Annotated in this window: 21 protein-coding genes; 14 read left to right on the top strand and 7 right to left on the bottom strand. The window is 46.0% G+C overall.

The genetic code is table 11. The features are described from left to right. Nucleotides 1–66: 66 nt before the first annotated feature. From ACVBJC_RS01335 to ACVBJC_RS01290, 10 genes are all read left to right on the top strand, one after another. On the top strand, nucleotides 67–519 hold the full coding sequence (locus ACVBJC_RS01335; protein ID WP_447161787.1) for an acyl-CoA thioesterase: 453 nt from the start codon (nucleotides 67–69) through the stop codon (nucleotides 517–519). Then, complete coding sequence (locus ACVBJC_RS01330) at nucleotides 516–1250, top strand: outer membrane lipoprotein carrier protein LolA (protein WP_447161788.1); 735 nt, start codon at nucleotides 516–518, stop codon at nucleotides 1248–1250. Before ACVBJC_RS01335 ends, ACVBJC_RS01330 begins: the two co-directional genes overlap by 4 nt. Then, nucleotides 1250–3673: an MMPL family transporter gene (locus tag ACVBJC_RS01325; RefSeq protein ID WP_447161789.1), complete on the top strand. Its 2424-nt coding sequence runs from the start codon at nucleotides 1250–1252 to the stop codon at nucleotides 3671–3673. The genes ACVBJC_RS01330 and ACVBJC_RS01325 overlap by 1 nt, the downstream gene beginning before the upstream one ends. After that, nucleotides 3663–4973 carry an NAD(P)/FAD-dependent oxidoreductase gene (locus tag ACVBJC_RS01320; RefSeq protein WP_447161790.1) on the top strand — a complete coding sequence of 437 codons (1311 nt, stop codon included), beginning with the start codon at nucleotides 3663–3665 and terminating at the stop codon, nucleotides 4971–4973. Before ACVBJC_RS01325 ends, ACVBJC_RS01320 begins: the two co-directional genes overlap by 11 nt. After that, nucleotides 4961–5623: a DUF3261 domain-containing protein gene (locus ACVBJC_RS01315; protein ID WP_447161791.1), complete on the top strand. Its 663-nt coding sequence runs from the start codon at nucleotides 4961–4963 to the stop codon at nucleotides 5621–5623. Before ACVBJC_RS01320 ends, ACVBJC_RS01315 begins: the two co-directional genes overlap by 13 nt. Nucleotides 5624–5657: 34 nt before the next feature. Continuing rightward, nucleotides 5658–6950 carry a beta-ketoacyl-[acyl-carrier-protein] synthase family protein gene (locus ACVBJC_RS01310; RefSeq protein WP_447161798.1) on the top strand — a complete coding sequence of 431 codons (1293 nt, stop codon included), beginning with the start codon at nucleotides 5658–5660 and terminating at the stop codon, nucleotides 6948–6950. After that, a complete protein-coding gene (locus ACVBJC_RS01305; protein WP_447161792.1) occupies nucleotides 6943–7419 on the top strand; it encodes an ApeP family dehydratase in 477 nt (158 codons plus the stop codon). Before ACVBJC_RS01310 ends, ACVBJC_RS01305 begins: the two co-directional genes overlap by 8 nt. Before the next feature lie 138 nt (nucleotides 7420–7557). Continuing rightward, nucleotides 7558–8283: a 3-ketoacyl-ACP reductase FabG2 gene (locus ACVBJC_RS01300; protein ID WP_447161793.1), complete on the top strand. Its 726-nt coding sequence runs from the start codon at nucleotides 7558–7560 to the stop codon at nucleotides 8281–8283. After that, nucleotides 8280–9527, top strand: coding sequence for a beta-ketoacyl-ACP synthase (locus ACVBJC_RS01295; protein WP_447161794.1), 1248 nt, complete (start codon nucleotides 8280–8282; stop codon nucleotides 9525–9527). The genes ACVBJC_RS01300 and ACVBJC_RS01295 overlap by 4 nt, the downstream gene beginning before the upstream one ends. A 402-nt stretch (nucleotides 9528–9929) precedes the next feature. Then, complete coding sequence (locus ACVBJC_RS01290; protein WP_447161795.1) at nucleotides 9930–10256, top strand: rhodanese-like domain-containing protein; 327 nt, start codon at nucleotides 9930–9932, stop codon at nucleotides 10254–10256. On the opposite strand, the gene dtd is transcribed toward ACVBJC_RS01290, so the two are convergent. The 4 genes from dtd to ACVBJC_RS01270 form a co-directional block, all read right to left on the bottom strand. Further along, the gene (gene dtd / locus ACVBJC_RS01285) at nucleotides 10253–10690 is read right to left on the bottom strand and encodes a D-aminoacyl-tRNA deacylase (protein WP_447161796.1); all 438 of its coding nucleotides are present in this window, start codon (nucleotides 10688–10690) and stop codon (nucleotides 10253–10255) included. The genes ACVBJC_RS01290 and dtd overlap by 4 nt on opposite strands. A gap of 484 nt (nucleotides 10691–11174) precedes the next feature. Then, nucleotides 11175–11747 (bottom strand): hypothetical protein, encoded by a 573-nt coding sequence (locus ACVBJC_RS01280; RefSeq protein WP_447158891.1) that lies wholly within the window; start codon nucleotides 11745–11747, stop codon nucleotides 11175–11177. Nucleotides 11748–11765: 18 nt separating this feature from the next. After that, complete coding sequence (locus ACVBJC_RS01275; protein ID WP_447158892.1) at nucleotides 11766–12701, bottom strand: alpha/beta fold hydrolase; 936 nt, start codon at nucleotides 12699–12701, stop codon at nucleotides 11766–11768. Beyond that, entirely contained in the window at nucleotides 12701–13672 is a 972-nt protein-coding gene (locus ACVBJC_RS01270; RefSeq protein ID WP_447158893.1) for a virulence factor BrkB family protein, read from the bottom strand. Before ACVBJC_RS01270 ends, ACVBJC_RS01275 begins: the two co-directional genes overlap by 1 nt. Nucleotides 13673–13793: 121 nt before the next feature. On the opposite strand from ACVBJC_RS01270, the gene ACVBJC_RS01265 reads away from it, so the two are divergent. From ACVBJC_RS01265 to ACVBJC_RS01250, 4 genes are all read left to right on the top strand, one after another. Beyond that, the gene (locus tag ACVBJC_RS01265) at nucleotides 13794–14015 is read left to right on the top strand and encodes a hypothetical protein (protein ID WP_447158894.1); all 222 of its coding nucleotides are present in this window, start codon (nucleotides 13794–13796) and stop codon (nucleotides 14013–14015) included. Nucleotides 14016–14041: 26 nt separating this feature from the next. Next, the gene (locus ACVBJC_RS01260) at nucleotides 14042–14689 is read left to right on the top strand and encodes a DUF2959 domain-containing protein (protein ID WP_447158895.1); all 648 of its coding nucleotides are present in this window, start codon (nucleotides 14042–14044) and stop codon (nucleotides 14687–14689) included. 183 nt (nucleotides 14690–14872) lie between these two features. Then, entirely contained in the window at nucleotides 14873–16087 is a 1215-nt protein-coding gene (locus tag ACVBJC_RS01255; RefSeq protein ID WP_447158896.1) for a 4Fe-4S binding protein, read from the top strand. Between the two features lie 488 nt (nucleotides 16088–16575). Further along, nucleotides 16576–17772 (top strand): DUF418 domain-containing protein, encoded by a 1197-nt coding sequence (locus ACVBJC_RS01250; protein ID WP_447158897.1) that lies wholly within the window; start codon nucleotides 16576–16578, stop codon nucleotides 17770–17772. Between the two features lie 257 nt (nucleotides 17773–18029). On the opposite strand, the gene pdxY is transcribed toward ACVBJC_RS01250, so the two are convergent. The 3 genes from pdxY to typA all read right to left on the bottom strand — a co-directional run bounded on the left by pdxY (nucleotide 18030) and on the right by typA (nucleotide 23099). Continuing rightward, on the bottom strand, nucleotides 18030–18893 hold the full coding sequence (gene pdxY / locus ACVBJC_RS01245) for a pyridoxal kinase PdxY (protein WP_447158898.1): 864 nt from the start codon (nucleotides 18891–18893) through the stop codon (nucleotides 18030–18032). A 288-nt stretch (nucleotides 18894–19181) separates the two neighbouring features. Beyond that, on the bottom strand, nucleotides 19182–20636 hold the full coding sequence (locus ACVBJC_RS01240; RefSeq protein ID WP_447158899.1) for a disulfide bond formation protein B: 1455 nt from the start codon (nucleotides 20634–20636) through the stop codon (nucleotides 19182–19184). Between the two features lie 651 nt (nucleotides 20637–21287). Beyond that, nucleotides 21288–23099, bottom strand: coding sequence for a translational GTPase TypA (typA, locus tag ACVBJC_RS01235; protein WP_447158900.1), 1812 nt, complete (start codon nucleotides 23097–23099; stop codon nucleotides 21288–21290). Nucleotides 23100–23695: the final 596 nt, after the last annotated feature.

Below are 23695 nucleotides of genomic sequence, written 5' to 3'. Positions count from 1 at the left end.
GGACTCGATGGGCTATTACTGTTGGCATGGCTTATCTGTTCGAACAGTTTCACTTGGAGTTTCCCAATGAAGGGCATTTTACACGCAGAGATGGAAGTCGAAATCCCGTTTCACGACGTGGACTCGATGGGGATCACCTGGCATGGTAACTACCTGCGTTACTTTGAGCTAGTACGCTGCAAGCTACTGGATAAAATCGGTTACGGCTACCGCGCTATGCAAGACTCTGGATTTAGCTGGCCAATTGTTGATGTGCAGATAAAGTACGTGCAATCGAGTACGTTTGAGCAGACGGTCATCGTCAAAGCTGCGCTGGTTGAATGGGAAAACCGCATTAAGATCAACTATCAAGTGCTTGATGCTCTAACAGGTAAGCGCATCACTAAGGGCTACACCATTCAGGCCGCCGTCGATATGCAGACCCAAGAGTTATGCTTTGTCACACCAGAAGTCTTTCAGCAGAAAATAGCGCATTTAATTTCAGCAGAAACCAGTAACAAAATAGAGCTGCGCCAATGAAGTACTTATTGCGCTTAGTATGCACTCTGTTCCTCTTACTACTCTCATCATTAGTGAGTAGCACTAGCTACGCCGAGCCTGATAACAGCCAATCTAGCTATACAGAGCTATTTCAATTTCCCGCAAACAAGGCGGATTTGCTCAGCTTGAGTAAACAACTATCTCCTAGCGAGCACGCTAAAGGGAAGTTCACTCAATACCGTTATTTAAAGGTGCTAAAAAAACCTTTGGTAAGCCAAGGCGAATTTGTTTTCTCTAAAAGCCTTGGGGTGATTTGGCAGCAAAACAGTCCTTTTGCTAGCACATTGATCTTAAAAGATAAGCAGCTGATTCAGATAGACAGCCAAGGGAATATTAGCGTTAATAACGCGCAGCAAGCGGGTGGAGGTATGAGTGATATCATGCCGACACTACTCAATGCCCTGTTAAGTGGTGACATTAATGCTCTTGAGCAGCACTTTGAATTAAGCCTAAAACGTGCAACTACAGCAACTGATACTAGTCATGAGCTAAACCCGCAGTGGCAGTTAGGGCTTAAGCCGCTTGATCCTTTACTTGCCAAAGCCATGCCTAAAATGCTGCTCGCTGGTAAGCAACAGATCCAAACGTTAGTGCTATATAGCGCTAATGGCGATCGCAGCCAGATCGAGTTTTCATCACTGGATGAAAGCCCACTAAGTCAGCAAGACAAATCGCGTTTCGAGCCTGAGTCTAAGAGTGCTCAGCCATAATGAAACCAAGCCTTAACGCCTTATTAAACCAAAAGACCGCCAAGTTACGATTTATACTGTGGCTGGCATTAATCCTAGTCTCCGTAGTAACTGGCTTTACCCTGTGGCAAAGCGGCGCTCGCGTACAAAGTGATATTTTGGCCATGCTGCCTAAAGTCAGCGAAAGCCCGATGACCCAAAGAGCAATGGCACAAGTTGAGCAGCAGCTGGCTAACCGCGTCTATTTGGGGCTTATCAGCGATAATGAACACACCGCCATCGCAGCGGCAAAGCTAGCGATGCAAACGCTTAAACAAACGAGCCCAAACCAAGCTGCATTTATTGATATCAGTAGTGCCGATATGGCTCAGATTGATGCCCTTAATCAGTATTATTTTAAGCACAGATTCCAGCTATTAACCGACAAGCAGCAACAAAGCTTACAGCAAGGTCAATGGCAACAACTGAGCCAGGCTGCACTAGAAAAGCTATACAATGCGTTTAGTTATGCCAATAGCGAACTGCTTAGCCGCGATCCTTTGCTCCTGTATCCAGATTCTTTGCTTGCTCTTGCTCCTTCACAACAGTTAACCGTGAAACAGGGGGTATTGGTTGCCACTATAGCGCCATCGGCGAGTGTTCCACGACCTCGTTTTGCCGCTATCGTGATGGCTAAAGGTAAGGTCAGCGCCTTTAATCCTAACGCTCAACAGCTACAACTTAGCGATCTTAACCTCGCCTTTAATGCCGTTACATCGCATTTTGCAGATGTAGACATCATTAAGGCTGGCGCTTTATTTCATGCTGCTGCAGCGACCGACAATGCTAAACAAGAGGTTTCAAGCATCGGCTTGTTATCGCTTATCGGGGTCGTAAGCCTAGTGTGGTTAGCATTTCGCTCTTTCATGCCACTCTCTATTGCGGTGGTTACTGTGAGTACCAGCTTACTGTTTGCCGTGGTCACCACAGCACTCATGTTTGGTGAACTGCACCTACTCACATTAGTGTTTGGCACCAGTCTAATTGGCATCTCTATCGACTATTGCTTTCACTATTATTGCGAGCGCTTAAACCATCCCAATGACAGTAGCGAGAAGGTCATCAAAAAAATCTTTGCGGCTATCACGCTTGCCTTGCTAACCAGTGTTATCGCCTACAGCGCCATGGGGCTAGCACCTTTTCCCGGTATGCAACAGGTCGCCGTTTTCTGCGCAGCGGGGCTGACTGGCGCTTATTTAACCTTAGTGCTCGCCTACCCAACTCTCGCCGCTCAGCCATTAAAAGATGCCAGCCAAGCACTCGATGTGGCCAGTCGCTATCAACAGTTTATGCTGGCACGATTCACACCTAAAAGCCTTAAGTCGCAATTACTGCTAACGCTTGGCACGACAGCCTTTATCTTAGTGGGTCTATTGCAGCTAACTAGCAATGACGATATCCGTCAGTTACAGCACACCCCGAGTGATATTCAGGCAGAGGAAAATAAACTTCGTACCTTACTAAGTGGCGGTACCGATAACCAATTCCTATTAGTCTCAGGCAAAACCGAAGAGCAGGTAAAACAACAGCTGGCGAAACTTGAGCCCGTCTTAAAACAGGCCGAGAAAGATAAGTTAATCGGTAACCATTTAAGCCTAAGTAAATTCTTGCCAAGCCAAGCAGAACAAGCGCTTAACTATCGTCTGCAAGGGCAAGTCTACCTTGAACACTTAGATGAGATTATTGCGAGCTTAGGCTTAGATCCCCAGATTAAACCGGCGCTGATTAAAGCCTACCAAACGGCCAAAACAGACGTTATCAGCGCCGATAATTTCTTGAGCCATCAAGCGGGTGCCAGCTTTAAACCGCTTTGGTTATCACCAACAAATCATTTAGACGAAACTGGCTACGGGGCTATCGTGTTACTCGGTGGCATCAAGCAGCTCGATACATTTGCCGCGTTATTTAATGAGCTGCACCATGTACAGCTGATCGATAAGGTTGGCGACATATCGACCGTGATGGGGCATTACCGTCAGCTCACCTTAATGTTACTGCTCATCGCCTTAATCGCGGCGGGCATCATATTCACCTTTAGGTTTGGCCGAAAACTCGCAGCAGTGGTGGTCGCCGTACCAGCCTTGTCTGCGCTTTTAACCCTAGCCTGCTTAGGCATGCTGCAAAATCCGCTGAGCCTGTTTCATGCTCTGGCTCTGATCTTAGTCTTTGGTATTGGTGTTGATTACAGCCTATTTTTTGCTGAGTCTAAACAGCAAACTCGCGGCGTGATGATGGCCGTATTAATGTCAGCGGTATCAACCTTACTGGCCTTTGGTCTGCTCGCCTTTAGTCAAACACCAGCGATAAACGCGTTTGGCTTAACCCTGTTACTGGGGATTAGTTTTACCTTTTTGCTTTCGCCTTTTATTCAAAATTTCACAAGGAAGACCGTTAATGTCGACTGATAAAGTAGTTCAGGATGAGTGGGTTCGATGCGAAACCCAAACGGTCGATGTCGCCATTATTGGCGCCGGGCCATCTGGTAGCATTGCTGCGAGCCTATTACACGCCCAAGGTAAAAAAGTACTCGTGCTTGAGAAGCAGCACTTTCCACGTTTCTCTATCGGTGAAAGCTTACTGCCGTGCTGCATGCAGGTTATCGAGCAAGCTAATATGCTCGAAGCCGTTAATCAGGCAGGGTTTCAATTTAAAAATGGTGCCGCATTTAGACATCAACACAAATACACCACGTTTGACTTTACCGATAAGTTTACTCAAGGCCCGGGCACCACGTTCCAGGTTGAACGTGCCACATTCGATAAGTTACTCGCTGATGAAGCGGTTAAACAGGGCGTTACTATCCGTTTCGGCCACACGGTCGAGTCGATAGATTTAAGCGCTGAGCCCAGCCTTGAAGTGAGCAACGATAAAGGCCAAATACAAACCATCAAAGCAAAATTTGTACTCGATGCCAGCGGCTTTGGCCGAGTACTACCCAGGTTGCTGGACTTAGAGAAACCATCTAGTTTACCCACCCGCAGTGCTGTGTTTAATCATGTTAGAGACAATATTTCTGATCCGAGTTTCGATCGAAATAAGATCCTTATTAGTGTCCATCCAGACAACCAGGATATCTGGTACTGGCTCATTCCTTTTAGCGATGGTCGTTGCTCTGTGGGCGTAGTGGGTGAGCCCCAACTGATTGCTGCTCTTGGCGGCTTTGCTGATGACAGTATTAACAGCAGTAATAACAGTATTGGCGGCAACTTAGATACCGTTCTTAACACCATGATAGCTCAAGAGCCGGGACTGAAAAAGCTGCTACAAAATGCCGAACTCATCAATGATTCAGGCCTGCTCAAAGGCTACTCGGCTAACGTGAAAACACTGGCTACCGACCAATTCGCCCTACTCGGTAATGCAGGCGAGTTTCTCGATCCGGTATTTTCATCTGGAGTTACGATCGCCATGCAATCAGCTTCCATGGCAGCTGCAACCCTGTGCAAACAACTCGATGGCGAGCACGTCGACTGGCAGCAGGAGTATGCCAAACCGTTAATGAAAGGGGTCGATACCTTTAGAACCTATGTCGAAGCTTGGTATGACTGTAGTTTTCAAGATGCGATCTTCTTCGACAGTCCAGATCCTAAAATCAAGCAGATGATCTGCTCTATTCTTGCTGGTTACGCTTGGGATGAAAAAAACCCATTCGTTAGCGAGTCTAAACGTCGGTTAAATATGGTTGTCGAACTATGTCGAGATTAAGCCAACACATCATCTTGCTCGCCCTGGGCTCTGTACTACTCACAGCTTGCAGTCAAACGTTACAGCGACAAACTTGTGTCGAACTGGCGCAAGATGTGAATTATTGCCTTGCGCCAGTTGCTGAGCAAAGGATGCTCTCAGAGCAAACAGCGACTCAACCCGCAATTAGCGTTGCCCAAAAGGTCACTATCAAGACTCAAGCTAGCCAACATGAACTGTTAAGTCAGTTAGAGCTCGATCAACAGCAATTAACTCTGGTTGGTCTGGCGCCACTAGGGCAAGCACTTTTTACACTGACCTATGATGACTACACTCTTATGAGTGAGCAAAGCCAGCTACTCGGCGATCAATTTAACGCTGAATACCTACTGGCCATCATGCAACTTATTTACTGGCCAGACAGCAGCGTAAACCGCCATTTACAGGGAGCCCAAATTCGCCCCTATGCCTGTGACGTCGCTTTGTGTCGTGGACTGTTTTTTGCTAAAAATGAAGCTGGAAATGAAACTAAACAGACGCCTAATGCCGAACAGCCGATAATCGCTATCCGCTATAGTGATTTCAGTCAGGGCAGCGAAGACAAGTGGCAGGCCCAGGTTCAGCTCAGCATTGATGCGGCTAACTTTACGCTCGCCATCAGCCCGATATAAACCAAATTTAGTGGGAGTTTAAGTGAATTCAGCAATGCCAATAGCAATAACCCATTTAGGTTTATGCACCCCTCTAGGGCAAACACCTCAGGCTGTGCTCGACAACCTGGTTGCTGGCAATACCAGCGGCATGCAGTGGCGAGATGACCTCTTGTTTGAGCGCCCCGTGCTCGTTGGCCAGGTCAGTATTAAGCTCCCCGAACTCCCCGACGAGTTACGCCGATTTGATACTCGCAATAATCAACTCACCTTATTGATTGCACGGCAGATAGAAGCAGCCGTTAGCCAAGCTAAAGCACAATATGGTCGGCAGCGCATCGGTATCGTTATCGGTACAAGCACATCGGGAATAGCCACCGGCGAGTCAGCCCTTGCTGAACACCATAGTGCTGGCGAGTTTCCTAAAGATTATGATTACGCTAAGCAAGAATTAGGTGATACCAGTCAATTTCTACAAGCCTACTTTGAGTTGACGGGTCCCTGCTTTACCGTTTCTACCGCCTGCTCTTCTAGCGCTAAGGTTTTTGCCAGCGCTAAGCGTCTTATCGACGCCGATGTTTGCGACATGGTCATTGTCGGCGGTATCGATACCCTTTGTAAGCTCACACTTAATGGATTTTATTCACTGGAGTCTATTTCTAGCGGACACTGCCAACCTTTTAGCGCTAATCGCGATGGTATTAATATCGGTGAAGGCGGAGCGCTCTTTACGCTAGAGAAGGCAACGCTAGAAAAAATATCACAAGACAATACGGCTATCATAGTCAGCGGCATTGGCGAGTCTAGCGATGCTCACCATATCTCGGCGCCACATCCTGAAGGCCGCGGTGCAATAGCTGCGATGCAAGCGGCATTAATCATGGCAAGCCTTGGGCCAGAACAGATTAATTACCTCAACTTACATGGCACCGCAACGCCGAAAAATGACGCCATGGAAAGCCGTGCAGTACATCAGGTCTTTGGCCAAGCCTTACCTGCAGCAAGCTCTACCAAGCCCCTTACCGGACACACCTTAGGGGCGGCGGGCGCAATTGAAGCCGCATTTTGTTATCTGCTGCTCAGTGATTACAATAAGCAGCAATATTTACCGCCACAGGTGTGGGATAAGCAACAAGATCCAAATGATCCAGCGCTACCTCTGGTAAGCAAAGGTATGCAGAGCAATATAAGCCATGTAATGAGTAATTCATTTGCCTTTGGTGGCAGTAATGCCAGCCTGATCTTCAGTCGTGTGGCACCAATCCACTCACTCGCGGGCCAGGCACCCGAGCCATTAAATACAGGCTCATTAGGCAAAGATTCAACAGAGATAAATCAAGATGTTTGATGCTACAAAACTTGCAGATCTCGATGTCGCGGAGTTCATCCCCCATCGTCAGCCGATGATCTTAATCAACCAGCTGCTGAATCACAGCCATGATAGCTTGTTAACACAAACGGATATTTCAGCAAATAGTCCCTATTTCGATAGCCACTTGAATGGCGTGCCCAACTATGTCGGCATTGAGTATATGGCCCAAAGTATTGCCGCTTTAGCGGGGGTTGAGGCCCATCTGCGTGACGACATCATTCGCGTAGGATTCCTGCTCGGTAGCCGTAAGCTTAAGATGCATATCTCTCAGTTTGATGCGGGGCAAAGTTACCAAACACGTGTTACTCGTCTATATCAAGAAGAGTCAGGACTAGCGGTTTTTGATTGCCAAATCTTACATAAGCAAGTGGTTGTCGCAGAAGCCAACGTCAACGTGTTTCAACCTCAGGATACTCAGGCCTATATTGCCGAGTCGACGCACTGAACCTCATGTGGCTGAGTCAATACAACACTGAATATGACAGTAAATACGACACCGACACTAAATACAAAGTACAGCCGCTGTTCGCCCACACATTAAGTATGTGACACACAATAAGACGACGGCGCAGGGAGTAGCAAGATGACAAAACGAGTATTAATCACAGGTTCAAGCCGCGGAATAGGTAAAGCGATCGCCCTAAGACTTGCCCGCTCAGGCTTTGATATCGCGATGCATTTTCACAGCAACCAAGCAGCAGCCGAGACCACAAAGTCTGAGCTTGAACAACAGGGCATTAAGGTCAGCTGTTTGCAGTTTGATATCGCCGACAGAGCCGCGGTTAAGCAGGCTATCGAGCAAGATATCGAGCAGCACGGCGCTTATTATGGCGTAATCCTCAATGCAGGCATTAATGCCGACACCGCTTTTCCTGCAATGACAGAATCGGAGTGGGACAGGGTAGTGCATACCAACCTCGATGGGTTCTACAATGTTATTCATCCAACGGTGATGCCGATGGTACAAAGCCGTCAAGGCGGACGTATCATCACCCTAGCGTCAGTATCTGGCATTGCGGGCAATCGCGGCCAGGTAAACTATAGCGCCTCAAAAGCGGGCATTATCGGCGCAACTAAGGCGTTGTCACTCGAGCTCGCTAAACGAAAAATTACCGTCAACTGCATCGCTCCCGGTTTAATCGAAACTGACATGGTCAGCGACATTCCAAAAGAGATGGTCAACAACCTAGTACCGATGCGCCGTATGGGAAAACCTGCAGAGATTGCAGGGCTTGCGAACTATTTAATGTCTGATGAGGCGGCCTACGTGACTCGCCAGGTGATTTCGGTCAACGGAGGCATGATATGAGCCGGCCAGCTTTTCCACGCCGCGTCGTGATCACAGGTATTGGCGGTATTTCGGCGCTAGGCCATGACTGGCCGAGTATTGCCATGAGCTTAAAAGCGCAGAAAAATTGTGTGGTACGTATGGACGAATGGGACAGATTTGAAGATCTGCATACCCGCTTGGCCGCACCGATCACTGACTTTGAAGTGCCAAGCCACTACAAGCGTAAAATGATCCGCTCTATGGGACGGGTATCGATAATGGCCACTCGCGCCAGTGAACTTGCACTGATTGATGCAAACTTACTTAATGATCCTGTCATTATCTCTGGCGCTATGGGCATCGCTTATGGTTCATCGACGGGCAGTACCGATCCAATCATCGCGTTCGGAGATATGCTAAAAGATGGCGATATGTCTGGCGTAACGGCCACTAGCTATATCCGCATGATGGCACACACAACAGCGGTAAACGTCGGCGTATTCTTTGGCCTCAAAGGCCGCGTGCACACCACCAGCAGCGCCTGTACCTCTGGCAGCCAAGGTATTGGTTATGCCTATGAAGCGATTAAATATGGCCAACAAGATCTGATGCTTGCTGGCGGCGGTGAAGAGCTTTGCCCGACAGAAGCCGTCGTCTTCGACACGCTATTTGCAACCAGTACAAAAAATGAAACTCCAACCGAGACGCCGCGACCGTTCGATAAAGGACGAGACGGCCTTGTAATAGGCGAAGGCGCCTGTACTTTAGTGCTTGAAGAGCTTGAGCATGCTAAGGATCGCGGCGCAAAAATCTACGCCGAAATCGTGGGCTTTGGCACCAACTCTGATGGATTGCACGTGACTCAGCCTAATGCTGGCACCATGGAAACGGCTATCCGTTTAGCGCTTAAAGATGCCGCCATCGAAGCTGAGAGCATTGGTTATGTCAATGCTCACGGCACCGCTACCGATCGTGGCGATATTGCTGAAACACAAGCCACTCATGCGGTGTTTGGCGCGAAGCAGCCTATCTCATCACTTAAAAGTTATACCGGCCATACACTGGGTGCTTGCGGCGCGTTAGAAGCTTGGGTGAGCATAGAGATGATGAACGAGGGCTGGTTTGCACCGACGCTAAACCTGACAGATATCGACCCTGAGTGCGGCGAGCTAGATTACATTCGAGATGACATTCGCCATCTTGAAACAGATTACGTGATGAGTAATAACTTCGCCTTTGGTGGCATCAACACCTCGCTGATCTTTAAGCGTTTTAAGGGATAGGTTCTAGGAATAGAAGGTACTAGGGCCTAGGGAAGGCTAAGAAAGGTACTAGGGAAAGCAGGTTCTAAGATCTTTAAAGCAAAGACGAACGGTCTACGGCCTTACGGAAAAGATGGAAAAAGCTAACAAAGACGCTTGCTTTTGCTGTTCCTAGCAGGGCTTTAGCCCGCCCTCGCAGCGCAGCGTTCTAGAACCTAGGTCCTTGTTTTAAAGCGCAGCATCCTAGAACCTAGGTCCTTTGTATAGCTGATTTTCATCGTTAGTTTCCCTGCTTTAGCCATAAATCGTTAACCATCACAAATCAAGCATTAGAAAAAACTTATTGAAATTAATCTAATTAAAGGTTTAAATATCAGCTTAAGTTTTAAGCATTCGTTTTAAGCATAATAAAGAGAGGTGGATATGTTAAACACTCAAATTTCAAAGTTATCGACCAAACCCGCTGGCAGCCAATGCTGGCAATTAATTGAAGACGGCGCAACAGTAATTGATGTGCGCTCGCCGCAAGAGTTTGCTGGCGGCCATCTGCCACAGGCGATAAACGTGCCACTGGATACTTTAGAGACTTGGCTGCACAAGCTTGAAAATCGTCAGCAAGTGTTTGTGCTGTATTGCGGAGCGGGCATTCGCGCCCAAAAGGGCTGCGATATTTTAACGGCCAATGAATTAAAGAATGTGATTAACGGCGGGGCATTAAAAGATCTACTCTGCTGTGAGCCAAAGCGCTAGACCTGCAGGTTAAAGGTTACCGGGCCGTCGTTAACTAATGACACTTTCATGTCTGCGGCAAACTGACCGGTCTGGGTATTCACGCCCTTTGATTTACAGAAATCGACAAATGCCTCATACAGTTCTCGGGCTTGATCTGGCGTACCAGCCCCTGAAAAACTCGGGCGCAAGCCACGGCCGGTATCAGCAGCGAGTGTGAATTGCGACACGACTAGCAGACTGCCACCCGCTTGCTCAAGATTGAGGTTCATCTTGCCATTCTCATCGGCGAACACACGGTAACTCATCACCTTGGTGGCCAGCTTTTGCATCTTCTCAATGTTATCCTCACGCTCAACACCGAGTAACACCAACAGGCCTCTATCTATCTCACCGATAGTCGCGCCATCAACGACAACTTTTGCTTCACTCACACGTTGAATTAAGGCAATCACGTACACAATCTCCGATAAAAAATTAAAAGAAGGACCTAGGTTCTAGGACGCTTCGCTGCGAGGACGGGCTTCGCCCTGCTAGGAACAGCAAAAACCAAAATTGATGGGCTAAAGCCCAACCTACAAAAGAGACATGCTTTTCCGTCTCAGCCTTTGCCATCTTTTCTGTAAGCGCAGCGTTCCGTAAGTGACGTAGTCACGTTCCCTAGGCCGCAGGCCGTTCGTCTTAGCTTTAAAAGAAGGACCTAGGTTCTAGGACGCTGCGCTGCGAGGACGGGCTGCGCCCTGCTAGGAACAGCAAAAACCAAAATTGATGGGCTAAAGCCCAACCTACAAAAGAGACATGCTTTTCCGTCTCAGCCTTTGCCATCTTTTCTGTAAGCGCAGCGTTCCGTAAGTGACGTAGTCACGTACCCTAGGCCGCAGGCCGTTCGGCTATTATCGTCTTAGCTTTCCCTGCCTTTCCTAGGTCCTAGGACCTTTTTTAAACACTCTTCATGACCGGAATAGGCTTAATCACATCTTCCGCCCCTTCAGGTAATGACTCGGCGACTTGACGTAGCCCTTCATCAATCCAAAGGATGAAACGACGGATCTCTTCCATAGAAATGGTGTCGACAAAGGTTGCCGCGCCTTGTACCTGAATGACTGCACCTTGGTCACGAATAACAAACTTAGCAAAGTTAAGTTTTTGGTTTAACGAACCAATCATCAACAGCATCTCTTTACTGCCCACATATTTAGGGTGGATAGCATAAAAACGGTTCATCATGATGCGATCGATACCGTCTGGGTTGATACTAGGCTGCAGAATAAATTGGGTATTATCAAATTGAACTGCGACTCCACCTGGGCCTGCTCGTGAAGCTAAATAGCTTTTATTTAATAGTGCTTCAAGCAATTTAGTCGTGGCTTCTTCATTTGATAAGCCCCCTAACTCAACACTATCTGGGGCCCTAACCGCAACCTCAACGTCTTCAGTTTTTTCAGTTGAAGCACAGGCTGTTAAGCCCATCATTAAGCTCATGGTTAAGCCCGTAAGGATCTGTTTTTTCATAGAGTCTATATTTCCTTTTTATTGTTCGGCCATTTCCTTTATCGCGTGTATGACTGCTTTTGCCATCTTAACATCGGCCAAAGCGTGATACCCACCTTTAATCTCAGTCACGCTAATCAACTGACCTGTTCTGCCTTTAAAGAAATTTTGTAACACTTTAAAAGGACAAACCCAATCCATTTCACCTTGCAAGACATATGTTTGGCACTGGATCAGGGGTAAGTTAACGATGAGTTTTTCAAATGCGCCAAAGTAATCATTAGCTACATAATAAAGCTCAATGCTTGCTAGAGACTGACTGAAGGGGGCATTTATCTCACTCGCCATACAGGCGGGATAGGCTAAAGCCATCTCCCAGCTAAGCCAACCTTGAGCAGCATCTTGGCGAATATCCACACAGTCATCCTCTAACCTTGATCTAAAATGAGTAAATAACTCACTTAACTCTGGCCGCTTGTCTACGCCCTTAGTAAAAGCACGGTAATCATCTTTAAACAATCGCGCCGCACCACTGTCACCATACAGCCATTCAATACCTGCAGGGTTAGGAATAAACAGCCCCCATAGCACTTGTGAGATCACTCGACTGGGATAACAAGCCGAATATAACAGGGCTAAGGTTGCACCAAATGATCCGCCAGCCAACCTCCATTGCTGAATATTGAGCCAACAACGTACTTGCTCAATATCGGCCAGTAGCTTGTGAAAGTTATTATGCTGAAGCTCTCCACGAGGACGCGAACGCCCAGCTCCACGCTGATCGAGTAAAATGACATGGTAAATCGATAAATCGAATAAGGTTAAATCTTCAGTGCTGCACCCCGCTCCTGGCCCACCATGTAGATACAACACAGCAAGCCCATTGGGATTTCCATACTGCGCCACATATAGCTGATGCCCATCACCGACATCTAACCAGGTTTGACTAAGCGCTTTAGGTCGCGCATTGAGCATTAACTCCTGGTTTCCTTATCTTGGGTCTCATGTTTGGCAGATTTGGGGTCTATAGTGGGACTTTCAATTTCTGTTTCTTCTGCTTCTGCTTCTGCTTCTGCCAACAGCTTTTCACGGCTAAGTTTACACTCCTGTAAATACTCAGGTAGGCCTGCAGTGATCTCGGCGCCAACCAGTACGATCACCCAAGAGACGTAGACCCACACAAACAAGATCGGGATCGTTGCCAAGGCACCGTAAATCGCCTCATAGCTTGGAAATTGGGTCACGTAGTATGCGAAACCTTTCTTGCCTAGCTCAAATAGCATTGCAGCGACGAGCGCACCAAGTAATGCGTGTAAAAACTTCACCTTCTTGTTTGGCACGACCATGTACAAGAGTAAGAAGGCCGCAACAGAAAACAACATCGGCAACCGTTCTACCAGCAATGGCACAACACCCGACAACTCTGAACTATTAAATACTTTTAATGACACTATGTAGGAAGTTGCCACAAGGCTAGCACCAACTAATACCGGACCTAAGGTCAGCACCATCCAATACATAGAAAAAGACACTGCGACTTGGCGTTTTTCTTTGGTACGCCAAATGCTATTAAGCGCCTTATCAATCGCCGATATCAACAACAATGCTACTACCACTAAGGCGGCCACGCCCACTGTGGTGCCTTTTGAGGCATTGTCGACAAACTCATTAATATAGAGCTGCACCGTATCGCCTGCTGCTGGCAGAAAGTTGTCGTAAACAAAACCTTCTAGCTGTTCTCGAATGCCAGAAAAGACTGGAAACGCCGACAACATAGAAAACATGACCGCCACAATAGGCACCAATGACAATAGGGTGACGTAGGCCAAATGGCCAGCCTTGATATTGACCTGGTCTTCTTTAAAACGACTAAGTAGGTGCAAAAAAAATGCCCAAATACTCAGTAAAAAAGAACGTAGCTGATTTATCACTATCTTATTTTTCACGTGTTACTCTTGATTCTGTTAAAGTTGGTCTTAATCTATTAGAGGATAAATGATCTGCGAATCATTATCTTGGTACAATAAAGCTTATAACCTTCTCTTTACAAGCATAAGGATTGAATTGATGTCTCAACAAGGATCTGCTGGCAATGTTATTGCCGCAATTGCGAGCTTTTTTTTCCCAGGTCTTGGACAGTTAGTTCAAGGGCGTATTTTGGCCGCACTGATTTTTTGTGTTGTTGCCGTTGTCGGTTATGCCATGTGGTGGCTAATTTTTCCAGCCATCATTGGTGGCATTGCTCACCTATGGAGCATTATCGACGCAGCAAGATATCGCTCAGAGTAACTAACCTAACTTGGGAAACACACAAGATGAAAAAACTAATCACCACGGCCATTATTAGCACTAGCTTGCTACTTGGTGGCTGCCAGAGCGCCTATTATGGTGCAATGGAGAAAGTAGGTTATCACAAGCGCGATATCATGGTTGACCGCGTAGAAGATGCCAAAGAGTCTCAGGTTGAGGCACAGGAGCAATTTAGCTCTGCACTCGAAGAGATGCAGGCGCTGCTTAATCATGACGGTGGTGACTTAGAGGGGGCTTACAATAAGGCTAAAGACGAATATGAGTCTGCTCAAGATGCGGCTGATGATGTTACCAATCGCATCGACAAGGTAGAAGATGTTGCTGAGGCGCTATTTGATGAATGGCAAACCGAGATTGGCGAGATCAGCAAAGCCAGTCTGCGACGTAACAGTGAGTCAAAGTTAAAAGAGACTCGCCGCTCATATAATCAGCTGGTTAAAAGCATGCGCCGCGCCGAAAGTAAAATGGAGCCAGTGCTGGTCGCAATGAAAGACAACATGTTGTATTTAAAGCATAACCTAAATGCACAAGCCATTGGTGCGATCAAAGGTGAGTTCGCCAGTCTACAGACAGATATCTCAGGCTTAATTAAAGAGATGAACACGTCTATCGACGAGTCGAATAAGTTTATTGCTTCATTAGAAAGCAAATAAGCTGTGACTAAAGTGTGGTTCCTAAGCCTAAAGACTTAGGAACCAAACTTGTGAACTAGTGCGGTTTTTTCGACACTCTACTTACAAAACTTAGATCTTCCCCACAAGCTACAAACCAATTAAGAACTTCTCTTTATAAAAAGTTTCACAATAGTATCAATCATATTATTGCCGATATTATTTATGAGCTTCATCGAATCCTTAACCCTTGCCTTAGCACTAACCTACAGCGTCAGTCTTATCTATTGGAGTGGCAAGAAGTGGGGCGCGCTAGCATCAGGCATGCTAGCGGCAGGAGCCATTATTTCCAGCCTGTATTGGCCACTCATCGCTGCATTGGCCATTGCCGTTGTTATCACAGGCTTAGTTACAAAATTCCAGCCTGAGGTCGCCAAGGGGCATATCAGGGCCAACAACCTAAGAGAAGGCGTGCAACACCTGCTTGCCTTATCCATGTTGCTAGTTGGCGCGCAGTTTGCCGTTAATGCTGCATTGTTAAAGTCGGGGATCACGCCTTGGCTAATGCGACCTGATGTGGGTGATGCTTTCTTACCGATTGCCGGTGGTATCGAAATCAAAGCAATTTTAAGCCTAGGTATTTGGGACCAAAACCACCCCGCCGCAGCCGTTATGCTCACAGTGGTTTTACTCACTGGCCTGCTGTGTAAACGCGCCTTTTGCGGCTGGGCCTGCCCCCTTGGATTAGCTGGAGAGTACCTCTATAAACTTAGAAAGCGTTTTGTTAAGCAGGAGCTATTGCCACCAGCCTGGATAGATTGGCCATTACGCATGGTCAAATACCTGCTGCTACTGGCCTTGTTATATATCATTATTGGCATGCCGAGCCAGAGTATTCCGAGCTACTTAAACAGTAACTACCACAAGATTGCCGATCTCAAGATGGCGCTATTTTTTATCACACCAGGGCTCGTTACCTTAATCTGTTTCGGCTTTATTTTGGGCCTCGCAGCGTGGCGTAGACAAGGTTTTTGCCGCTACATCTGCCCTTATGGCGCACTATTAGGGCTATTAAGCTTCTTAAGTCCCTTTAAAATTCGCCGTAACACTCAGCATTGCTTAATCGACACCAAAGGCATGAGTTGCGATAAGTGTAGCCGCGCTTGCCCTGCTAATATTTCGGTGCATAGCCAAATCAATATTCGCTCAGACGAATGCCAAGCCTGCATGCGCTGCGTATCCGCTTGCCCTAAGAAAGAGGCGCTGCAATTTAGTACCCGTAATGGCTGGAAGCTGTCAGCCCGTGGTCTATCCATCATGCTACTCACCATCATGTTTCTATTGCCACTCATCGCTTATTTAGGCGGGTTCTGGCACAGCGAAACGCCAGTTGAAGCGCGCATGTACTTGATCCAGCATTTAGATAGGATTGGGCATTAACGGAAGGTGCTAGGAAAGAAGGTCCTAGGCCCTAGAAAGAGCTAAGACAAACGGCCTGCGGCCTAGGGAAAGCCAAGACGGAAAAGCATATTTTTCTGTAGGTTGGGCTTTAGCCCATCGAGCTTGGTTTTTATAAAGAATTTGTCGGCATAAATGCCGACCTACAGAAAGCCGAAAAGCTAACAAAGACGCTGGTACAGTTTTTTCTTTTGCTGTTCCTAGCAGGGCGCAGCCCGTCCTCGAAGCGCAGCGCCCTAGGATCTAGGGTCTTCTTTTAAAGCTGAGACGGTAATAGCCGAACGGGCTACAGCCTAGGGAACGTGACTACGTCACTTACGGAAAAGGTAGGAAAGGCAAAGAAAGGTTCTAGGACCTAGGAACTTGTTTTAACACGAAGTATGCTAGTGAATAAGATTCATTTCTACTGTGTTCAAATTATGTGTTTATGTTGATAAGCTTCGGCAAAATAGGAAATTCAAAGGGTCAACATGGAACTGTCGACACAAAAACACGCTCAAGCCACGTCAGCGTCACCTTCTACAAGCTCAACAACCCGTAACGCCAATCTTGATGCCATTCGTGGCCTAGCAGTACTTGGTATTTTGTTTATCAATATCTACTCCTTCGGCAACGGCTATTCTGGTTACTCAAACCACCCAATAACTCCGTGGTATGACTCGGCAATTGATATCTTCAATAGCTTTTTTATTGAAGGACGGTTTTTGAGTTTATTTGCGATACTTTTTGGCGCAGGATTAGCCATTCAGTCAGAGAAAAAACTCAACTCAAACCAAGCTAACCAGATGAAGTCACGGCTTAAGTGGCTGATACTATTCGGTGCTTTACATGCCACTTTCATTTGGTTTGGCGACATTTTGTTTACTTACGGCGTCAGTGGCTTATTAACCCTTTGCTATATTTCACTGACACAGCAAAAAATACTCCGCAGAGCCGGTCTATTTTGGGCCATTGGCTTAATCAGTTTAATCCTTATGACAGTATTTCTCTCAGAGCCTTTCCCGCTTCGAGAGAGCGCCGCAGCAGAGTTTCAATACCAACTATGGACAGGCCCTTATTTAAGCCAGTTAATTGAACAAGTTATTTTATTCTTAGCCATTGCCGTCACAACACCTTTAACAATAATGTGGTTTGCATCGGGACTAATGTTATTAGGTGTATACCTGTATCGAGAGGGGATGTTTGAGCAAGGCTTTAGCCGCAAGCAGCTGTTACGCTTAATGATTACTGCACTACTGCTTTCTGCCATAGATGGTCTTTGTAGCTTGTCTAACTCTGCGCTATTGCAAAGTTTCAGCCCGGCGATAGTCGTGATCAGCGCGCTTCCCACTGCATTAATCTACATACACATTTTGGTTAAGATATGCCAAAACCGAGCAACTATCCTCACACCATTGCAGAATGTTGGCCGCTTAGCATTGAGCTTATACATTCTGCAATCAATTGTGATGTCTCTATTATTTAGATACTTCGCACCTTCGCTACTATTAACCTTAGATAGACCAGGCTATGTGGCTATTGCCATTGGTTTTTCAGCCATACAGTTGCTCCTTGCTAGTGTGTATCTGAAGTATTTTAATCAAGGTCCACTCGAATGGTTATGGCGCAAGCTCTCCGGCAGCGGCACGATTGCGCCAACTGCCAACCCTATTACAAACAACCAATAAAAATATCACTTACGCTTAAAACCAATCAGTATAAAATGGCTGCAGGATGCAGAGGCTGATTAAGTATCTACATCCTTAAACAATGCTTACAGAAGGCTGGACACAGGTAACTCTCATGGCAAGCTTAGGTGTGGTTTGCATTCAGCTATCAACTAAAAGCCATTAATCAAAAAGCAAAAGCCCTGAAGCTATGATAGCGACAGGGCTTTTCAGCATGACTCGCAAAATGTATTTAGCAACAAATTAGCATAAAACCACTAGCTAACTTTTTTGGCCTGCTGCTTAATTGTCGGTGATGCTATCGCATCTTGAGCAGCGATTAATTGCAGCTCATAAGCGCCTTGATTAAAGGTCTCCAATAGCACGGCATCAACGGAGGCATTAGTGCGCTCAAATGCAGCTACAGGGCTAAAGCCCGCCTGCAAGTTAGCCAACATCAATCCACTGATTAGGTCGCCAACGCCTACCGGTTGCTTTTCAAACTCATACAAAGGACGCGATACTAGGTAGCTGCCGCCTTTTATCACCAGCAACATCTCAAACTGCTCTTTGCAGGTTGCCGCTTTTGCAAGATGCTTAACCACCACCATCTTAAGGCCTTTGGCTAGCAAACTCTCACAAGCATCAATCACTTCATCCAGATTATGCAGCTTTGTATCGGTGAGTGTTTCTAATTCTAATAAATTAGGCGCTATGATGTCAGCTTCAGCTAAGGCTTGGTTTTTAAGAAACTCCTGCACGCCCGGCGACACAATACAGCCCTTTTCTGGATGGCCCATTACCGGATCGCAAAAGTAGATAGCATTAGGGTTGAGTGCTTTCATCTTTTTCACTGCGTCTGCAATTTCAGCGCCTTGCTCTGCACTGCCCAAATAACCACTTAATAAGGCATCGCAGGTTTGCAGCTTGCCAATATTATCTAACCCTTGCACCAACTCAGTGATCTGACCCGCTGGCATAATCATTCCAGCCCATCCTTGTGCGTACTGCGTATGGTTAGAGAACTGCACCGTATTAATTGGCCAAACCTCCATACCTAGACGACGCATTGGGAATACAGCACTGCTGTTTCCAGCGCAGCCAAATACCACATGGGATTGAATGGATAAAATCCGCTTCATTGGTCACTACCTTTAATGTTATTAGCGATGTTAATTGAGGGTGCTCTATTGCCGTTTATTGACAACTAGCAGAGATTTTTAGCAATTATACCAATTAGGCTAAATTAGTATTCTCAAACTTAATCAGCTTGTGAGCTATTGCATAGGATTTGTATTCTCGATGGCCAATCACCAGCCTGATAGATCACCTTTGCATGCCACCAGTAGGCTTAAAGCATTAAAAAAGCCCTTAACGATTAATTAAGGGCTTTGTATTATTAAAGCAATTTATTACATTGCGTTAAATTATTAGTGCTGAACTTGGTAGAAGTTAACTCGGTTGTTAGCTTCTGTCGCATCTAATACTGCAAACTCACCATTAACAACTGTCATTGCTTGTGGGTTATTTAGACCCGCAATATCGCTAGCTGTAACAACGGTATTTGAAGTCAAGTCCATGGTTAACATTTGCTGACCAGAATGGCTAAGTAAGTAAGCTTTATCGTCTGCCACGCTAATACCGGTTACATTCGGGTATTGCTCAGCGTCAATGCTAATAATCGCTTCACTGTTAAGCTCGTAATCTTTGCCGCTTAAACGCGAAACCACAAAGTTATTACGCTTAGTATCAGGCAGAGTCACCATTAAGTACTCTTGAGTGTTCGCGTCCCAACCCACGTTAGCAACGTAGTTGTACTTAGCACGCACAGTCGCAAAGCGGCTACGCTTTAGCTCACGCACGCCATCAGTGCCTTCGATAAAGCGACCATAAGTATCATCAAACTTCACACTTGGGTCGTACTCAACGCGTACGAAACTCTTGTGATCTGCTGTTACTAATACTGAGGTTTCACCGTCGAAAGTCACACCCGCAAGGTTAGAGATCTCAGCAGAGAATGCCGCATCAATCTGCACTTTTGCTAAAATAGTTGTCAGCGTGTCATCTAAGAAATAAACCCAATTATTGCTAGTCACTACTGCGTATAGCTTGCTTTGAGGGTTGTAGCTCATACCCGTTGCTAAGCCGAAGATGTCACTTGGTAGCTCAACGCTTTTAAGCAATTGAAGCTCGTCGCTTGTCGCAACTTTAGTCGCATCATTTTGAGTCATGGTTGCAAAATCAGGCTTCTCGATTGAGTAAGCACCACGCGCTGACAGCTTAGAAAGCGTTGGCCAGTTAGCTGTAGACCAAATGGTTTTCTCTGAATCAAAGGTCATGCGCACTGGGTCGCTTTGACCGATATACGGGAATGGGCCTGTTTGCGTAAAGGCTTGTACTATGTTGAAGCCAATAATGACTAGGAACACGTTAACCGTTACCTTGTTCAGTAAGCTCCATTCACTGCTATCACTTTTCTCTACTAGCTTGTCGCCTTGTAGCAGCATTAATACGCCAGCAAACAATAAGATAATCGCAAAGACCACAATCACCCATACATAGGTGTGAACGCCAAAAATCGCTGGGCCAAAACCTTGGCCAATATCACGAAGAATATGCGCTGAACTATGACGATAACCTGCCCACAAGCCGTATACCGCAGTAATAATCAGTGCACCAATATACTTTGGCTTTAAGCCGTAACGCATGATAAAAATCGCGATTAGCGAGACCAGCACCATAGCGGTGCGCTCTTGCCAACAAAGAATACAAGGGGTGTCACCCATGGCAAAGCCCAAGATGATACAAGCGATACCTACTGGTAAAGCGATTAGCGCTAATGCCGCTAACGATATAATTCTGTTTACTGTTAATTCATTCATCATAGTGTTCTCACAAGTTACCGGCAGGCACTAACATGCCCCAAGTGGCGATCAACCAAATCCCCATGCTCATTAAAATGCTCAGAGCCAAAAAAATATGCGCCATTTTTTGTTTGTGAGGTTTAAAGGCAACCAAGAAACAAGCAATAAAAATTAGGCAAAAAAGTAGAAATTCCACAACTTTCTCCAATAGAGTTCACTCGAACTCAATTCAAAAATGCGCTTAGTAATAAGCCAAATATCGGCTAAAAATGTCGACAGCATTCGCTGTAATACTTGGTAATTTGTAGTGCAAGTTACTCAAGCTGAGACTAAATTACGGTAAATCTACTGAAAAAAATGTGCCCCAACCGCCATACCTCTAAATGAGTATTAGCGTGTTCTGATTTTTGCTAAGCAGGTTCATTTATCACTAAATTAGTGAGCGCTAGCGCTTACACACAATTGATGAGAGAGCGGCGATTCACACTCTAAAGCGAGTTGTGACCCTAGGCTAAAAGCATGAATTAATGGGATTTAAAACAAAGATCTGGATATAGGGTGAGCAATGCCACTAAACACACGCTACTGCAGATAACAAAAAAGCCCCCAACATTTGCATGTTGGGGGCTTTCAATACTTAACCTGGTTACAGGTTGAAGCTAAACGCGGTCATTACTTACGGTTATGACGCTTACGCTCGTTTTCAGTCAAGTAACGCTTACGAACACGGATGTTCAGCGGAGTTACTTCTACTAATTCGTCATCATCGATGAACTCAAGCGCTTGCTCTAGTGTCATTTCGATATGCGGAGTTAGTACCTGTGCTTCGTCAGTACCAGATGCACGCATGTTAGTTAGCTGCTTACCTTTCAAACAGTTAACTGTTAGGTCGTTAGCGCGTGCATGAAGACCAACTACTTGACCTTCGTATACTTCTGATGCGTGAGTAATAAACAGACGACCACGCTCTTGTAGACCGAATAGTGCGAATGTTAGTGCTTTACCAGTAGCGTTAGAGATCAATACACCACGTGCACGTTGACCAATATCACCGCCTTTCAAAGGACCATAATGGTCGAATGAATGGTAAATAAGACCAGTACCAGAAGTCGCTGTCATGAACTCAGTTTGGAAACCAATTAGACCACGGCTAGGGATAACGAAGTCGATACGTACACGACCCTTACCGTCTAACTGCATGTCCTTCATGTCACCCTTACGGATACCAAGCTTCTCGATCACTGCACCTTGATGCGCTTCTTCAACGTCAACAGTTAGTGTTTCGAACGGCTCACACATCTCGCCATCGATCTCTTTAACGATAACTTCTGGACGAGAAACAGCTAGCTCGTAACCTTCACGACGCATGTTTTCAATCAAGATTGAAAGGTGAAGCTCACCACGGCCTGATACGCGGAAACGATCTGGGCTGTCAGTTTCTTCAACGCGCAATGCTACGTTGTGTACTAGCTCTTGTTGTAGACGCTCAAGGATGTTACGTGAAGTTACGTACTTACCTTCTTTACCCGCAAACGGAGAAGTGTTTACCTGGAATGTCATTGTTAGTGTTGGTTCATCAACAGACAATGGAGGTAATGCTTCTACGTTAGTAGGGGCACAAATTGTGTCAGAAATCTGTAACTGGCCAAGACCAGTAATCGCAACGATGTCACCAGCGTTAGCATCTGTAACTTCGTGACGCTCTAGACCCATGTAACCTAATACCTGGCCGATTTTACCGTTACGTTTCTTGCCGTCAGCGCCAAGTACAGTAACTTGTTGGTTAGTCTTAACACTACCACGCTTGATACGACCAATACCGATAACACCCACGTATGAGTTGTAGTCGATTTGAGAGATTTGCATCTGGAAATCACCTTCAGCATCAGCATCTGGTGAAGAAACTTTTTCAACGATCGTTTCGAAAAGTGGCGTCATATCTGCGCTAGTTTCGTCTGGATCTAATGTTGCAAAACCGTTTAGTGCAGAAGCATAAACGATTGGGAAATCTAGCTGCTCATCGGTAGCGCCTAGGTTGTCGAACAAGTCAAATACTTGGTCAATAACCCAATCAGGACGTGCGCCAGGACGGTCAATCTTGTTAATAACAACGATTGGCTTAAGACCTTGAGCAAAAGCTTTCTTAGTCACGAAGCGAGTCTGTGGCATTGGACCATCCACAGCGTCAACTAGTAGTAATACTGAGTCAACCATAGATAGAACACGCTCTACCTCACCACCGAAATCGGCGTGACCTGGGGTATCAACGATGTTGATACGGTAATCGTTCCACTTGATGGCAGTGTTCTTGGCCAGAATCGTGATACCACGCTCCTTTTCAAGATCATTTGAATCCATCACCCGCTCAGTGGCTTCTCCTCGAGACTCAAGGGTTCCTGACTGCGCCAGCAACTTATCAACCAAGGTAGTCTTACCATGGTCAACGTGTGCAATAATGGCGATGTTACGTAAATTCTCTAACACGGCTAAACCTCTTACCATCGGTATAATATATAGGGGGGGTTACTGCCAACGACTAAAACCAATCTAGTATAGTAGTTGCAATAAAAAGCGTGACATTCTACTCTAGCTCAGCGTTATCTCACAGGATTATTTTTAACCAATCGTTAAAAATAACTCTTTCGCATTGATTTTTTTTGCCTTAACGTCTGCTTTTTACACACTTTTTTATACTTTAGTTGTGTGACACTATTAGGTCATCCTAGACAAACACTCCTCCTTAAATTCATCATTTTCACCTTTTAAAGCTATTTTAAGCCTCAAATTCCGCTAGAAAACAACGGATATTCTCTTCACAAAAAAACAAAAAACATGACTGTCCTTAATCCTAATAACACTTATTGAAAATCTAATGTTATTTGCTTGACCTCCCCCCTATAAAAGTACTCATTGCTTAGTTATTCTGTGTAACGATTTTTAGCGAGACGCCAACAGTTGATTACAGGGAAAATAGCGGCTGCACTGTTATAGCGCGTGCACCATCTCGATCCATCCAGCGCACCATTACGGTGCAACAAGGATGTCGGTATCGAGAATAAAAATATTATAACCCCTAATTA

It is taken from the genome of Shewanella sp. 0m-6, from assembly GCF_052977325.1.
Note: the sequence above shows the minus strand (reverse complement) of the source record. Positions and strands in the feature narration are given on the sequence as shown.